13 protein-coding genes and 1 other annotated feature are annotated in these 15,279 nt (G+C 57.8%); of the genes, 9 read left to right on the plus strand and 4 right to left on the minus strand.

Going from position 1 to position 15,279, the window contains the following annotated elements; translation table 11 throughout:
- Positions 1–20: 20 nt before the first annotated feature.
- The 3 genes from PG062_RS05680 (at position 21) to PG062_RS05690 (ending at position 2,455) form a co-directional block, all read left to right on the plus strand.
- Positions 21–1,400 (plus strand): CCA tRNA nucleotidyltransferase, encoded by a 1,380-nt coding sequence (locus tag PG062_RS05680; protein ID WP_158538787.1) that lies wholly within the window; start codon positions 21–23, stop codon positions 1,398–1,400.
- Positions 1,397–1,774: a holo-ACP synthase gene (acpS, locus tag PG062_RS05685; RefSeq protein ID WP_113998918.1), complete on the plus strand. Its 378-nt coding sequence runs from the start codon at positions 1,397–1,399 to the stop codon at positions 1,772–1,774. The genes PG062_RS05680 and acpS overlap by 4 nt, the downstream gene beginning before the upstream one ends.
- A 291-nt stretch (positions 1,775–2,065) precedes the next feature.
- Positions 2,066–2,455 carry a type II toxin-antitoxin system PemK/MazF family toxin gene (locus PG062_RS05690; protein WP_270751542.1) on the plus strand — a complete coding sequence of 130 codons (390 nt, stop codon included), beginning with the start codon at positions 2,066–2,068 and terminating at the stop codon, positions 2,453–2,455.
- Positions 2,456–2,458: 3 nt separating this feature from the next.
- Here PG062_RS05690 and hemW read toward each other — a convergent pair whose 3' ends face one another.
- On the minus strand, positions 2,459–3,541 hold the full coding sequence (gene hemW / locus PG062_RS05695; protein WP_270751543.1) for a radical SAM family heme chaperone HemW: 1,083 nt from the start codon (positions 3,539–3,541) through the stop codon (positions 2,459–2,461).
- 326 nt (positions 3,542–3,867) lie between these two features.
- Here hemW and PG062_RS05700 point away from each other — a divergent pair, with 326 nt between their 5' ends.
- The 3 genes from PG062_RS05700 (at position 3,868) to pheT (ending at position 8,493) form a co-directional block, all read left to right on the plus strand.
- On the plus strand, positions 3,868–4,593 hold the full coding sequence (locus tag PG062_RS05700) for a Bax inhibitor-1/YccA family protein (RefSeq protein WP_270751544.1): 726 nt from the start codon (positions 3,868–3,870) through the stop codon (positions 4,591–4,593).
- Positions 4,594–4,701: 108 nt separating this feature from the next.
- Positions 4,702–4,948: a binding site (T-box leader), on the plus strand.
- A gap of 87 nt (positions 4,949–5,035) precedes the next feature.
- Positions 5,036–6,058 (plus strand): phenylalanine--tRNA ligase subunit alpha, encoded by a 1,023-nt coding sequence (gene pheS / locus PG062_RS05705; RefSeq protein ID WP_270751545.1) that lies wholly within the window; start codon positions 5,036–5,038, stop codon positions 6,056–6,058.
- Positions 6,059–6,072: 14 nt separating this feature from the next.
- Positions 6,073–8,493 carry a phenylalanine--tRNA ligase subunit beta gene (pheT, locus tag PG062_RS05710; protein WP_270751546.1) on the plus strand — a complete coding sequence of 807 codons (2,421 nt, stop codon included), beginning with the start codon at positions 6,073–6,075 and terminating at the stop codon, positions 8,491–8,493.
- Positions 8,494–8,730: 237 nt separating this feature from the next.
- Here the strand turns inward: pheT and lepA are convergent, their stop codons facing one another.
- The 3 genes from lepA to PG062_RS05725 are packed head-to-tail and all read right to left on the minus strand — an operon-like array spanning position 8,731 to position 12,528.
- Complete coding sequence (gene lepA / locus PG062_RS05715) at positions 8,731–10,539, minus strand: translation elongation factor 4 (RefSeq protein ID WP_113998912.1); 1,809 nt, start codon at positions 10,537–10,539, stop codon at positions 8,731–8,733.
- On the minus strand, positions 10,539–11,747 hold the full coding sequence (gene alr / locus PG062_RS05720; RefSeq protein ID WP_270751548.1) for an alanine racemase: 1,209 nt from the start codon (positions 11,745–11,747) through the stop codon (positions 10,539–10,541). The genes lepA and alr overlap by 1 nt, the downstream gene beginning before the upstream one ends.
- 40 nt (positions 11,748–11,787) lie before the next feature.
- On the minus strand, positions 11,788–12,528 hold the full coding sequence (locus PG062_RS05725) for a tRNA 2-thiocytidine biosynthesis TtcA family protein (RefSeq protein ID WP_270751549.1): 741 nt from the start codon (positions 12,526–12,528) through the stop codon (positions 11,788–11,790).
- A gap of 494 nt (positions 12,529–13,022) precedes the next feature.
- Here PG062_RS05725 and rplM point away from each other — a divergent pair, with 494 nt between their 5' ends.
- The 3 genes from rplM to PG062_RS05740 all read left to right on the plus strand — a co-directional run bounded on the left by rplM (position 13,023) and on the right by PG062_RS05740 (position 15,128).
- Complete coding sequence (rplM, locus tag PG062_RS05730; protein ID WP_270751550.1) at positions 13,023–13,454, plus strand: 50S ribosomal protein L13; 432 nt, start codon at positions 13,023–13,025, stop codon at positions 13,452–13,454.
- A gap of 17 nt (positions 13,455–13,471) precedes the next feature.
- A complete protein-coding gene (gene rpsI / locus PG062_RS05735) occupies positions 13,472–13,870 on the plus strand; it encodes a 30S ribosomal protein S9 (protein WP_113998908.1) in 399 nt (132 codons plus the stop codon).
- A 130-nt stretch (positions 13,871–14,000) separates the two neighbouring features.
- On the plus strand, positions 14,001–15,128 hold the full coding sequence (locus PG062_RS05740) for a resuscitation-promoting factor (protein ID WP_270751551.1): 1,128 nt from the start codon (positions 14,001–14,003) through the stop codon (positions 15,126–15,128).
- The last annotated feature ends 151 nt before the right edge of the window (positions 15,129–15,279 follow it).

Raw genomic sequence — 15,279 nt, forward strand, 5'->3', positions numbered from 1 at the left:
GCAGAGGGGAAGTGACCGCCTTGTCTGGCCATGAACCGCAAATCAAAATCAGCATTCCCGCGGCGGCATCCCGCCTGTTGGGGGCACTGCGCCGCGCCGGGTTTGAAGCCTATGTCGTAGGCGGCTGCGTGCGGGACAGCCTGCTGGGGCGTACCCCCGGCGATTGGGATATATGTACCTCTGCCAGACCGGAACAGGTGCGGACGGTGTTTTCCGCCTACCGCCAGATCTTAACGGGGGAAAAGCACGGCACCGTTGCCGTCATCGTGGGCGGCACACCCTACGAAATCACCACCTACCGTGTGGATGGCCAGTACCATGACAGCCGCCACCCGGATGCCGTGCAGTTTGTGCCGCAGGTGCAGCCGGATCTTGCCCGGCGGGATTTTACCATCAACGCCATGGCTTATGCCCCCGGCGAGGGACTGATCGACCTGTACGGCGGCCGCAGTGACCTGCACGCCTGCCTGATGCGCTGCGTGGGCGACCCGGAAGAACGTTTTGCCGAGGACGCCCTGCGCATCCTGCGCGCGGTGCGGCTGGCCGCCCAGCTGGATTTTGCTCTGGAGGAAGCCACCGAGCGCGCCGCGCTGGACATGCGGCAGAGCATCCAGAATATTTCCGCCGAGCGCATTTATACCGAGCTGGATAAGCTGCTGGCCGCCCCCGCTGCGGGCAAAGTGCTGAGCCGCTATGGCAGGATTCTTGCCGGGGCGGTGCCGGAGATTGAGCCATGCATCGGCTGCACCCAGCCGGGGCGCTGGCACTGCTATGATGTGTGGCAGCACACCGCCGTGGCGGTGGAACTGCTGGATGTGGCGGGCATGGACGATAAAAATGCCCGCATTCTGCGGTGGAGTGTTTTTCTGCATGATCTGGCCAAGCCGGAATGCCGCACCGTCGGCCCGGACGGCGCGGCGCATTTCCCCGGCCACAACCAGGCCGGAAGTAAAATGGCGCGCAGCATTCTGCTGCGGCTCAAGGCGCCTACTTATCTTGTGGAAAGCGCCAGCGCGCTGGTTGCTATCCACGATGGTGCCCTGCCCAGCGATGATGCCGGCATCCTGAACATGCTGAACCGCTATGGTGCCGCATTTTTGCAGCGCCTTTGCCGCCTGAAGCTCGCGGATCTTGCCGCCCATGCCCGCAATGCAGGAGTGATGCAGCGCGAACAGCAGGTGCGCGCTTTTGAGGGACGGATGCTGGAACTTTCGGCTACCGCCTGTTATACGGTAGGCCAGCTTGCCGTGAACGGGGCCAGCCTGATGGATGCAGGCATCACCCCCGGTCCCGCGGTGGGTAAGGCGCTGAACACCTTGCTGCGCGCCGTGATGGAGGGCCGCCTGCCCAACGAGAAAGCTGCCCTGCTGGCCGCGCTGGAAAAGGAGGGCCTGCTGTGATTTACGGCATTGGCACAGACCTGTGTGATGTGGGCCGGATTGAAAAGAGCATTGCCCGCCCGGCATTTTTGCAGCATGTGTATACCCCGGCGGAGCAGGAGCTCATTGTCGCCCATACGGGCAAGAAGCAGGCGGAAACCGCCGCGGCCAACTTTGCTGCAAAAGAAGCATTTTTGAAAGCCTGCGGCACCGGCCTTTCCGGGTTCTCCATGGCGGAAATCGCCGCCCTGCGCCAGCCAAGCGGTGCGCCTTACCTGGAATTTACCGGTAAAGCCGCCCGTTTCATGGCGCAGAACCATTTGCAGGCTCATTTGAGCTTGACCCATGAGGCCGGCCTTGCCGGTGCGTTTGTGGTGTTGGAACGGGTGGAGTGATACATGGTTTGCCGCAAGCAGTAAAGCACGGCAAAGCATTTGTGTGGTTTGTGGTACATTTCAAGGCCCCTCCCCGCCGCATGGAAACCTTGCTGATTGCAGCAAACGCTGCAAATCATTTGTAGGGGACGATGCTTGCTGCCCCGCATGTTGGGCATATGGCAACCACTTGCATTCCCCGCCAGATAGAATCGCAATGCTTTTTTGCCCCACCGATTCATGATTAAAATAAAGCCTCCCTGCTTATACTGTAAACAGAACGCATTGCAGTATCAGCAGGGAGGTTTTGTTATGGAAGTGCACAGAGGTGAAGTGTTTTACGCAGATCTCAGCCCGGTGGTTGGGTCGGAGCAGGGGGGAATCAGGCCGGTACTTATCATTCAGAACGATATCGGCAACCGGCACAGCCCCACCGTGATCGCTGCCGCCATCACCAGCAGGCAGGATAAAAACCGCCTGCCCACCCATATCGGCGTGCGGGCCAACCGCTGCGGCCTGGCCAAAGACAGCATTGTGCTGACCGAACAAATTCGCACACTGGATAAACGCCGCCTGAGGGAGCGCGCCGGGCGCATTCCGGAAGATGACATGCGCCGCGTGGATGAAGCACTGGGCGTTTCGATGGGGCTGCACGACCAGCCAGTGGCCCAAAGCACCCATATGGACGGCGGATATTTTTGAAAATCAAATCAGTTCTTCCAGAATGGCATTCTGCACGATCATGCCATTCGGCGTCAGCCGCAGGGTATCGCCATCCAACACAGCATAGCCGCTGGCGGCGCAGTGGCGCAAAAATGCCATCTGGCCGGCATCGAACCGAACGCCGTACCGGGCCGCATACTCGGTCAGATTCAGCCCGCTGCAAAGGCGCAACTGCATGATCAGGTAATCCTCGGCGTTGCAGGGGCCTTCGTACTGCTCTTGAACAGTCCCGGCAATAAAAGCAGCGGTGTCATTGGGCCAAAAGCGGCGCACACTGCCCAGGCAGCTGTGGGCCGCCGGACCAATGCCCCAGTAATCTTTACAGTTCCAATACAGCAGATTGTGCCGCCCTTCGTGGCCGGGGCAGGCAAAGTTGCTGATCTCGTATTGCCGGTAGCCCTCCTGCGCCAGACGCTGCACGGCGTACAGGTAAAACTCCGCAGCGGCGTCGGCATCCGGCAGGCCCGGCGGCGGGTTGCGGCCAAAGGCGGTGCCGGGCTCGATTTTGAGCAGGTAGGCCGAAATATGGGTGCAGCCACCCGCCTGCAGCAGGGCAAGGGTTTTATCAAACTCCGCGATGGAATAATAGGGCAGCGCCAGCATAATATCCCCGCAGATCTCCCGGAAGCCTGCCTCCCGCGCCCAGGCAAACGCCTGCGCGGCGGCAGCAGCGGTATGGGTGCGGCCCAGGCGGCGCAACTGGGCGTCGTCTGCGCTCTGTACCCCAAAGCTGATGCGGGTTACCCCGGCGGCTGCAAAACCAGCCAGATTTTCCGGCGTCACTACATCGGGGTTGGCTTCCAGCGTGATCTCCGCACCCGGCAGCGGGGCGGCGGCTTTGATCAGTCGGTGCACCTGGTCCGGCCGCAGCAGGGCGGGGGTGCCGCCGCCAAAATATAACGTGTCCGGCCTGCGGGAGCTTTTGGAAAGTTCGCGCAGCAGTGCAGTTACATATTCATCCGGCACCCCGCGCGTGCCGGGGGCAGAGTAAAAATCACAATAGCGGCATTTGCTGCGGCAGTAAGGAATGTGCAGGTAAATGCCGTAAGTATCGGGGTTGGGCAAGGCATGGCTCCTTATCTTGCAAAAATGATAGAATTCCGTTAAGGCAACACCGCACAATTCCCGCCTAACGGCTTAAGCACCGCTCCGGCGGCTGCGGCACGGCATCTGCGTTGCCAAAATGCTCGATAATACACAAAGTATTATCTGCGCTTTTGGCTTAGCAGCTGCCGCACCTCGCTCGCCGTATCGGCACTTAGAATTATGCGGTATTGCCTTAAAATAGGGCAGGAACGGAAAAGTGTAATAGAGAATTCACATATCGATAACACATTTCACTCAATACAGAGTATATAATAGAATCAGCCAAAAAGAAAGGGGTCTGTTTTATGGACCAGAAATATTATAATATCTCCTATGCCGAAAGTCCGTTCGGCACGTTAAACCAGTATATGACCCGCACCTACGGCTGGATGGCCGCCGGTTTGCTGGTTACCTTTGCAACGGCATTGCTTACCGTTACCACCCCGCTGTTTGAGCTGATGTTCAGCACTGGCCTGGTATTCCTCCTGAGCATTGCGGAGCTGGTGCTGGTTGCGGTTCTGTCCGCCAGGGTGGAACGCCTGCAGCCCACCACCGCAACGGGGCTGTTCTTCGCCTATGCGGTGCTGAACGGCATCAACCTGAGCACCTACTTTATCATCTATGATCTTTCCACGCTGATTCTGGCGTTCCTGGTTGGTACCGTGTACTTTGGCGTTATGGCTGTTTACGGTGCCCGAACCCAGCGCGATTTGAGCGGCTGGGGTATCAACCTGATGGGTGCTTTGATTGCCATTATTTTGACCAGCCTGGTGGGCGGCCTGATCGGCATGCTGACCGGCGCGGGCTTTGGTATGATGGATATCGTGCTTTGCGCGGTTTCGGTCCTGGTGTTTATGCTGTTCACGGCTTATGACACCCAGAAGCTGAAGTACTATTACGCCTACTATGGCGGCGATGCTTCCATGCTGCACAAATCCTCCATCATCGGCGCACTCAGCCTGTACCTGGATTATATCAACATCTTCCTGTATATCGTCCGCATCGTGGGCCGTTCCCGCCGCAACAACTGATCGGTTTTGATAATTTGAAAAAAGGGCGCTGTTCCGCAAGGGGCAGCGCTCTTTTTGCTGTGCGTCCAGGGTTGACAAAAAAGGCCAAACGGCCTATAATGCTTTATGTTAAACGCATTGACGGAGAAAGTATGCCTGCAAACTTAGCACAGAGAGGGCGGCCATCGGCTGTAAGCCGCCCCGAAAGCCTGCTGGCAGAAGTTCGCTCCTGAGCGGCCTGTGTGAACCCTGCATTGCAGCCATTAGCGCGGGACGGTCTGCCCCGTTACAAAGCATCGAGTGCCGCCAGACATGGTTTGGCGGAACACGGGTGGTACCGCGGAGTGTAAATGAATGTTACAGCTTCGTCCCTGATTTTACCGTTCAGGGACGGGGCTTTTTTATTTTGTTTTGCAGCAAAAGCGAGCAGCCTTCGCCCCGTAAATCATCAAAGAGGTGCATTATGGAAGAAAAAATCGCCGCACTGCGCGCCGAGCTGGAAGCCGACCTTGCAGCAGTGCACAACAAAGATGAACTTTCCGCCTTTTGGCAGAAGTATCTGAGCAAAAACGGCAGCGTGACCGGACTGACCAAGTCCCTGCGCGATGTTCCCAAAGAGGAACGCCCCGCCGCCGGTAAAACCATCAACGAATTCAAGGTCTGGGTGGAGGGCCAGTATCAGGCTGCTTCCGCCGAGATCGAAAAGGCCGAACTTGCCGCCCGCAACAAGGACGAAGCCGTGGATATCACCCTGCCCGGCACCCACCACGCCACCGGCGCACTGCATCCTATCACCCAGATCAAGAATGAGATCATTGATGTGTTTGCCGGCATGGGCTTTGAAATTTACGAAGGCCCCGAAATTGAGGACGATGACCACAACTTTACCCGCCTGAACGTACCCAAAAACCACCCGGCCCGCGATATGCAGGATACCTTCTATGTGGCGGATGACATTGTTCTGCGCACCCAGACCAGCGGCGGCCAGATCCGTGTGATGGATAAGGAAAAGCCCCCCATCAAGGTTCTGGTGCCCGGCCGCGTGTTCCGCTCTGACTCTGACGCAACCCACTCCCCGATGTTCCACCAGATGGAAGGTCTGGTTGTGGATAAGGGCATTACCCTGTGCGACCTGCAGGGCATGCTGGACCGCTTTGTGCAGGCTTTGTTTGGCCCGGAGGTCAAAACCCGCCTGCGCCCGTCCTATTTCCCGTTCACTGAGCCCAGTGTGGAGGTTGACGTAAGTTGCTTTGAATGCCACGGCAAGGGCTGCCCTCTGTGCAAGCACAGTGGCTGGATCGAAGTTCTGGGGGCTGGCGTTGTGCACCGCAGCGTGCTGGAAAACTGCGGCATTGACCCTGAGGTATACTCCGGCTTTGCTTTCGGTATCGGTATCGAGCGTATCGCCATGCTTAAGTACGGCATCAACAACATCGGCCTGATGTTCGAGAACGACCTGCGCTTCCTCGAACAGTTCAAGGGTTAAGGAGGGGAACAACAATGAAAGTACCATTCAGCTGGCTTAAACAGTATGTGGATATTGATGTTTCCGCCCAGGAGCTGGAAACCAAACTATTCGACTGTGGCTTTGAAGTAGAAGAACTCATCGACCTTGGCGCTGAGATCAGCAAGGTTGTTGTTGGCGTTGTGACCGAGTGCGTGCCCCAGGAGGGCACCCACCTGCATATCTGTAAGGTGGACTGCGGCGACTATGGCCATGATATTCAGATCTCCACCGGTGCGTCCAATGTGTACGCCGGTATGCACACCCCCGCTGCTCTGGACGGCTCCACGCTGCCCGGAGGCATCAAGATCAAGGCAAAGCCCTTGATGGGCATTGAATCCAACGGTATGCTCTGCTCCGGCGAGGAACTGGGTCTGAACGAGGACCTGTACCCCGGCGCTGAGGTATACGGCCTGCTGGACCTGCCCAAAGATACCGTGCCCGGAACCCCCATTCAGCAGGTTGTTGGGTTGGATGATTATATCTTTGATATCTCCATCACCGCCAACCGTGCCGACTGCCAGAGCGTTCTGGGCATTGCACGCGAAGTTGCCGCTGTGCTGAATAAGCCCCTGAAAATGCCTGCCACCGATTACACCGTGAGCGATTACAAGGACCCGCGCCTGAGCATTACGGTGGAAGCACCGGACCTGTGCCCGCGCTACCTGGGCCACTATGTGCGCAACATCACCACCGGTGAATCTCCGCGCTGGATGCGCCGCCAGCTGGCCTTGTGCGGCCTGCGCAGCATTTCCAACGTGGTGGATATCACCAACTATGTCATGCTGGAAATCGGCCAGCCGATGCACGCCTTTGATATGGACACGCTGGAAAGCTGCCAGATCATTGTGCGCCGTGCCAAGGACGGCGAGAAGATCACCACGCTGGACAGCAAGGAGTTTACCCTGACCCCCCAGAACCTGGTCATCTGCGATGGCGAAAAGCCGGTTGCCCTGGCCGGTGTTATGGGCGGCCTGAACAGCGAGATCAAGCCGGAAACTACCCAGCTGCTGTTTGAATCTGCCAAGTTTGCCCGCGATAACATCCGCAAGACCGCCCGCGGCCTTGGCCAGAACACGGATGCTTCCGCCCATTACGAGAAGGGCATCAGCGAATATATCACCGAGCTGGGCATGGCCCGCGCCCTGCACCTGATCCAGGAGCTGGGCTGCGGCGAAGTGACCGCCACCGAGTTTGACTGCTCTGCCGGGGCTCCGCGTAAAGGCAAGCACTTCACCGCCCGCATCAGCGCCATCAACGCCATTCTGGGCATTACCGTGCCCACCGAGGAAATTCTGGCCATCCTGAAAAAGCTCAGCTTTGAAGTGACGATGGAAGCCGACGGTGACACCATGCAGGTGGTTGCTCCGCGCTACCGCGAGGATATCGAGATCGGCGAGCCGGACCTGGCCGAGGAAGTGATCCGTGAATATGGCTATGACCATATCACCCCCACCTTCCTGAAAGCTGCCCAGGTCACCACCGGGGGCCTGACGGCTGACCAGCACCGCCGCGATAAGCTCAAGAGCGCTATGTGTGCCCAAGGCTTCTATGAGGCTATGACGCTGGCATTCTATGCGGATGCCGACCTGGATGCCCTGCACATTGCCCCCGATGCACCGGAGCGCAATGCCATCCGCATTGTCAACCCCATCTCCTCCAACCTGACCATCATGCGCTCCCTGCTGGCACCCAGCCTGTTGAACGTGGCGGTTACCAATCTGAAAAAGGGCAACGCTGCCGGCCGCCTGTTTGAGCTTTCCAACATTTATGTGCCCAAACAGCTTCCGCTGACCGAACTGCCGGAAGAGCGCCTGCACCTGGGCTTTGTGGCCTTTGGTGAGCATGAGGACTTCTTTGCCGTTAAGGGCGCACTGGAAGACCTGGCTGCTTCCTTCGGCGTAACCTTTGAGGTGGAGCGTGCCGAGGATGTGCCTTACCTGCACCCCGGCATTGCCGCTTACATCCTGTGCAACGGCGTGCGTGTGGGCAGCTTTGGCAAGCTGGCCAACGATGTGCAGGCCGGTCTGGATCTGCCGCGTGACAGCCGCGCCAACCAGAAGATCTTCCTGGGCGAGATCGATTACGAGACGCTGGTGGCACAGCTGCCTGCCGGTCTGCGTTATCATCCGCTGCCGGAGTTCGATACCGTGGCCCGTGACCTGGCTCTGGTTGCTGACGAGGAAACCCCCTGCGGCACCATCATTGCCGAAATGAAGCGCGCCTGCAAGCAGCTGGCCGATGTGGAGCTGTTTGATATCTACCGCAGCGAAGCCATTGGCGCCGGCAAAAAGAGCATGGCGTTCACCTTGCACTTTGCACCGGAAAACAAAGCCCTGGAAGCTGCCGATGTGGACCGCTTTGTCAAGAAAATCCTCGGCAACCTCAAGTTCAAGCTGGGCATTGAGATCCGCTGAACTCTTTTGCCGCGTTCGCTGCCGCCCGGCGGTAAGCTGAACGCCTGAACGAAAATAACACAAAACCACCCCTTGCCCCGACCGCACGGTAAAACCTTGTGCGGCAGGGCAGGGGGTGGTCGTTTTATATTCGGCCACTGGCCTAAATGCGCCGCGCCAAAAACAAACCCGCCGGGGCAGGCAGCTGTTGTGCTGCGCCGCCCCGGCGGGTGCTGCTATCTATGGTGCTGTAGTCAATCAGGTATCGGAATCCAGCTTCAGCACGGCGGTAAAGGCTTCGCTGGGCAGGGTCACGCTGCCCAGTTTGCGCATCTTCTTTTTACCGGCTTTCTGCTTTTCCAGCAGCTTCTTTTTACGGGTAATATCGCCGCCATAGCACTTGGCCAAAACATCCTTGCGCACGGCCTTGACTGTTTCGCGGGCAATGATCTTGCCGCCCACGGCCGCCTGAATGGGAATTTCAAACAAAGCGCGCGGGATGTTCTCCTTCAGCTTTTCGCAGATGCGGCGCCCCTTGGCGTAAGCGTTATCCGCAAATACAATCATCGAAAGCGCATCCACGATCTCGCCGTTCAGCAGGAAGTCTAGCTTGACCAGCTCGGACTGGTGCCAGCCCTCCCACGCATAGTCATAGCTGGCGTAACCGCGGCTGCGGCTCTTGATGGCGTCAAAGAAGTCATAAACAATCTCGCCCAGCGGAATCTGGTAATGCAGGTCCACGCGAGTCTCATCCAGGTAATCCATCGCAATCAGGGTGCCACGCTTTTGCTGGCACAGGTCCATCAGCGGGCCAACATAATCGTTGGGGGTGTAAATGTGGGCATCCACAAATGGTTCTTCCGCCTTGGCAATGCGGGCCGGGTCGGGATAGGCGGAGGGGTTATCGATCACTTCCACCGTGCCGTCCGTCAAGGTCAGCCGGTACTGAACACCGGGGGTGGTGGTGATCAGGTCAAGGTCAAACTCGCGCTCCAACCGCTCGGTGATGATTTCCATGTGCAGCAGCCCAAGGAACCCGCAGCGGAAGCCGAAGCCCAGGGCTGCACTGGTTTCCGGCTCAAAGCTCAAGGCGGCATCGTTCAGCTGCAGCTTTTCCAGCGCATCTTTCAAATCAGGGTAGTCGGCGCCATCGGCGGGGTAAATGCCGCAGAACACCATCGGCGTTACCTGGCGGAAACCGGGCAGAGCTTCCGCCGTGGGGGCTTCGGCCAGGGTGATGGTATCGCCCACGCGGGTATCGCGCACGGTCTTGATGGAGGCTGTCAGGTAGCCGACTTCACCGGCCTCCAGCTTATCGCAGGGGGCCAGGGCAGTAGCACCCATGTGGCCTACTTCCACCAGCTGGAAGGTTGCGCCGGTGTTCATCAGCTTGATGGTATCGCCGGGGCGCACGGTGCCTTCAAACACGCGCACATAGACGATAACGCCCTTGTAGCTGTCGTAAATGGAGTCAAAGATCAGGGCTTTCAGCGGGGCATCGGGGTCGCCCTGCGGGGCGGGAACATCCTGCACCACGCGTTCCAGCACTTCGCGGATATTGATGCCCATCTTGGCGCTCACGCGCGGGGCATCCATGCAGGGCAGACCGATGACATCCTCCACCTCTTTGGCGGCGGCATCCGGGTCAGCGCTGGGCAGGTCAATCTTATTCAGGATGGGCACAACTTCCAGGTTGTGGTCAATGGCCAGGTAGCAGTTGGCCAGCGTCTGGGCTTCCACGCCCTGGCTGGCATCCACCACCAGGATGGCACCCTCACAGGCAGCCAGGCTGCGGCTGACTTCGTACTGAAAGTCAACGTGGCCCGGCGTGTCGATCAGGTTGAATTCGTATTCCTTGCCGTCATCGGCGTGGTAGTGCATGGTAACGGCGCGGGCTTTGATGGTAATGCCGCGCTCGCGTTCCAGCTCCATGTCGTCCAGAATCTGGTCCTCCATGGTGCGCTTGTCCACGCTGTCGGTCAGCTCCAGAATACGGTCCGACAGTGTGGACTTGCCGTGGTCAATGTGGGCAATGATACAAAAGTTGCGAATATTGTCGCGTGCCATCAGGTTTCCTCCAAATCGTTCCAGATACGCACCGGCGCGCCGTCCCGCAGGTAAACACGGGGAACCCGGCGGCTGATGCCGCAGATAATTTCATAGTTGATGGTGCCGGTCTTAGCTGCAATGCTGTCGGCGGTATCTGCGCCGATCGCAGCGTTTTCAGGGCCGAATACCGTTACTTCATCATTCATTTTAACATCGGGGATGTCGGTCACATCCACCAGGGTCTGATCCATGCACACCCGGCCGATTATCGGGGCGGGCTTTCCGTGGATGCTCATAACCCCCGCATTGGGGTTGCCATTGCTGCCGGAAAGCGCGCGGGGGTAGCCGTCCGCATAGCCAACGCATACGGTGGCAACCTTGCGGGGTGTGTTGGCTGTGTAGGTGCGGCCATAGCTCACGCTCTCGCCGGGTAAAAGGTCCTTTACAAATTCCACAACACTTTTCAGCGTCATGGTGGGGCGCAGGCCGTCAAAATGCACTTCCGGGCTGGGGTCCAGCCCATACAGGATAATGCCTGCGCGGGTCAGGCTGTGGTGCCATTCCGGGTAGCGCATTTGTGCGGCAGAGTTGGCGCAATGGATGGTGTGCAGGGCAACGCCGTCCGCCTGCAGCCGCTGCACGGTGCGCTCAAACAGGGCGTGCTGGGCTTGGGTGTAGGCTTCGTTTTCCGGCGTGGTGCTGTCTGCCACGGCAAAATGCTGGAAAATACCGCTGAAGTGCAGCTTGGGCAGGGCGGCGCAGCGCTCCATGGCAGCGATTGCCGCCTCAAAGTCAGAACGCACGCTGAACCCAATGCGTCCCATACCGGTATCAACCTTAAAGTGGCAGTATACCTCCACGCCGGCGTTTTGGGCGGCAGCGGAAAGCGCCTTGGCATACTCTTCGGAATAGACGGTCTGGGTAATGCAGTTGAACGCCAGCTGATCCACCTGCAGCGGGTCGGTGTAGCCCAAAATCAAGATGGGTTTACTGATCCCGTGGCGGCGCAGGTGCCGCGCTTCGGCCAGGCAGCTGACCGCAAAAGCGGCTGCACCGTTTTCTTCCAGCCAGGGCCCGGCCACAGCGGCGCCGTGGCCGTAAGCGTCCGCCTTGACAACGCAGCACACCGGCGCGCCCACCGTCTTTTGGATCAGTGCCAGGTTGCTCTGCATAGCATCCAGATCAACCAATGCCCAACAATGCTTTTCGTACAGTTCGTTCGTCATTGCAATCCACCCCATTTCGATACAAAACACAACAGGGAATCTAACCCCGCGTGCGCCCGGTATGCAGCGGCCGCCAGCCGTCAATGCCGCTTTGCTGCAAAGCGTGCAGTGTTTTCTGACGGAAAGCCGGGTCGTCCCGGCTCATCTGCTGCACAAACAATTTGGTCTGTTCGCGCACTGTGGCGCCATCAGCCGGGCAGCGGCTTTTGATGATGGGCAGCCCGGCGTGGTATACCGCGCTTTTTACCTCGCTTTCGGTGGCAAAGATCATTGGCCGGATCAGCGTAATGTTGCGCTGGTCCAGATAGGTCACGGGCGAAAAACACCCAATACGGCCTTCCCGCCAAAGGTTCATGTAAAAAGTCTCCACGGCATCATCCAGGTGGTGCCCCAGCGCCACTTTGTTGCAGCCAAGTTCCTGCGCGGCAGCGTGCAGTGCCCCGCGCCGCATTTTGGCACACAGCGCGCAGGGGTTCGGCTCTTTGCGGTAATCAAATACCACGGGGCCGATATCCGTGCGCCGTATTTCGTAAGGAATGCCTTCCTGCGCAAACAGGTCCGCAAGTGGCTGGTAGTCGGCTTCCACCCCGCCAAAGCGCGGGTCCAGCGTGACCGCCATGACCTCAAACGGAACGCCGAGATACCGCCGCAGGTGTCCCAGCGCCACGGTCAGCGCAACGCTGTCCTTCCCGCCGGAAACACCAACGCATACCCGGTCGCCCGGTGCGATCATCTCGTAATCCTGCACTGCCTTGCGCAGCAGACCCTCCAAGCGCTGCATGCCCGTTCCACCTTACCTTTATACACTCTAAGACGATACTATAAACATCGCTATTATAGCACATCCTGCTGTCCAATGCCAACAGCCGCAGCCAAATCGGAAGAATTTTATCAAAGCACCGCACAGGAGCTGCAAAAACAAAGCCGCACCCGCGCCGCAGTTTGGCTGGCAAAGCAGGGCAGGGGAGAAAACCGGAAACCAGCAGACTGCACAAAGCGGGCAGAACACTTTGCTGCAGGGTACACAAAAACAGGTGCAAAAGGCAAAACAGTAAAATGCCGTTTACGAAAACGTTAGAAAACAAGAGAAAACGCAAGAAAACAAGAGCTACGCGAGAATAAAATGATTTTATTTGCAAAATCCCTTGACGAAACAGCGCGTATTTGCTAAAATCATACTTGCGCGAAATCAGCGCAGTGCCGTGCTGTGCATTGCGCTTTGAATAAACCGAAATGATTCGGATGCGTCACTATAAAGTATGGAGGATTCAAATCATGAGCACTACTCTCGCTAAGCCCGCTGAGATGGTCGACCGCAAGTGGTATGTTATTGATGCTGCCGGCAAACCGCTCGGCCGCGTTGCTGCCCAGGCCGCTGTCCTGCTGCGTGGTAAGAACAAGACTACCTTTACCCCCAATGTTGACTGCGGTGACCATGTCATCGTGATTAACTGCGACGAAGCTGTTCTGACTGGCAAGAAGCTGGAAAAGAAGTATCATCGCACCCATTCTGGCTGGATCGGCGGCCTGAAGGAAACCCAGTATAAGACCTTGATGGCTGAAGCCAGCGATAAGGCTATGACCTACGCTGTTAAGGGCATGGTTCCTTCCAACACCCTGGGCGCTAAGGCTATGACCCGCCTGCACTGCTACAAGACTGCTGAGCATGCACATGCTGCCCAGAAGCCCGAAGTTGTGGAATTTTGATAAGGAGGCAATAGAAGATGTACGAAACTAAACAGTATTTCTACGGCACTGGCCGTCGTAAGCATTCCGTTGCCCGCGTCCGCGTCTACAATGGCACCGGCAAGATTACCATCAACAATCGTGATATCGACGATTACTTCGGCCTGGAAACCCTGAAGCTGATGGTCCGCAGCCCGCTGGCTCTGACCAACACCGATGGCAAGTTCGACATCGTGATTAACGTTGTCGGCGGCGGTACTTCCGGCCAGGCTGGCGCTATCCGCCACGGCCTGTCCCGCGCTCTGCTGCAGTTCGACCCCGAGCTGCGCAGCACCCTGAAGAAGGCTGGCTTCCTGACCCGCGATCCTCGTATGAAGGAACGTAAGAAATACGGTCTCAAAGCCGCTCGTCGCGCACCGCAGTTCAGCAAGCGCTGATTTATTCAATCCGATTCTTATTATGTCGGCTCATTTTGGGCCGACATTTTTTATGACGTGTTTTCTGTTACAGTCAGGAACATAGTGCCTGCCCGTTCAGGCGGTTGGACTTGATGTGGAAGGGGAACTTATGTTATCAACAAAAACAAAAGAGCATATCCGGCGCCGTGCCGCGCTTGGGTTGCCGCGGTGGGGAACTCTGCTGGTAAGCCTGGGGGCGCTGGCGGGCTGTGTGGCCTTCACCGGCAGCCAGCTGCATGTGGTTAAAATTACCGATACCCACGGTGCACAGGGCATGGCTATCACCTCGGCGCATGATATCAAAACGCTGATGCAGCAAGCCGGCATTGCGGCACCCGATACCGAGGACGAGCTGGAAATTACCGAGGATGCAGGCCTTGACCAGATCCACATCCTGCGCGCTTACACCGTGCCCGTCACGGTGGACGGCGGTGTGCAGGAGGTTGTGGTGACCGGCGGCACCGTGGGAGATGCTCTGGCGGAAGCCGGCATTACCCTTGGCCCAGATGACTGGATTGAGCCTGCGCTGGATACCCCGGCCCAGGAAAACACCATGGTGACCATCCAGCGGGTGCGCTATGAAGAATACACTCAGGACGAAGTGATTCCCACTGAGACCCAGTATGTGGAAACCAGCCTGTTCTACCGCAAACAGAGCAAAGAACAGCTGATCCGGCAGGGCAGCGACGGCCTGTGCAGCGTGAGCTACCGGGAAACCTATGTGGATGGCGAACTGACTGACACAACAGAAACGAACCGCGAAACTGTGATAGAAATGGTGCCCACCATTATAAAACACTATGACGATCAGGCACCTGTCAGCTCCTTCGTGGGCCCCGAGATCGTGGACGGCAAACCATGCGAGGGCATTGCGGCGACTTATACCGCACAGCGTTCCACCGGGTATTCGGCATCGCCGACGGCAAAAGGATCTTCGGGGCGGCGGCTGACCTATGGTACGGTGGCGGTCAACCCCAATGTGATTCCCTATGGCAGCCTGATGTATATTACCTCCGCAGACGGCCGGTTTGTGTACGGTTATGCTTATGCGGCAGATACCGGCACAGCCATGATGACGGGGAGCGCATTTATTGACCTGTATTACGAGACTTACTCCGAAAGCGTTGATAATGCAGTGATTGCCGTGAATGTGTATGTGCTGGACAGCGATACCGCAGCCAAGTATAAAGAAGAAAACGACGCCATTTTAGAGGCAGATAATACGCCCGGATTATAAAGGCAATACCGCATAATTCTAAGTGCCGATACGGCGAGCGAGGTGCGGCAGATGCTAAGCCAAAAGCGCAGATAATACTGGATGTCTTATCGAGCATTTTGGCAACGCAGATGCCGTGCCGCAGCTGCCGGAGCGGTGCTTAAGCCGCAAG

Source organism: Gemmiger qucibialis (assembly GCF_027689445.1).
Taxonomy (GTDB): Bacteria; Bacillota; Clostridia; order Oscillospirales; family Ruminococcaceae; genus Gemmiger; species Gemmiger qucibialis.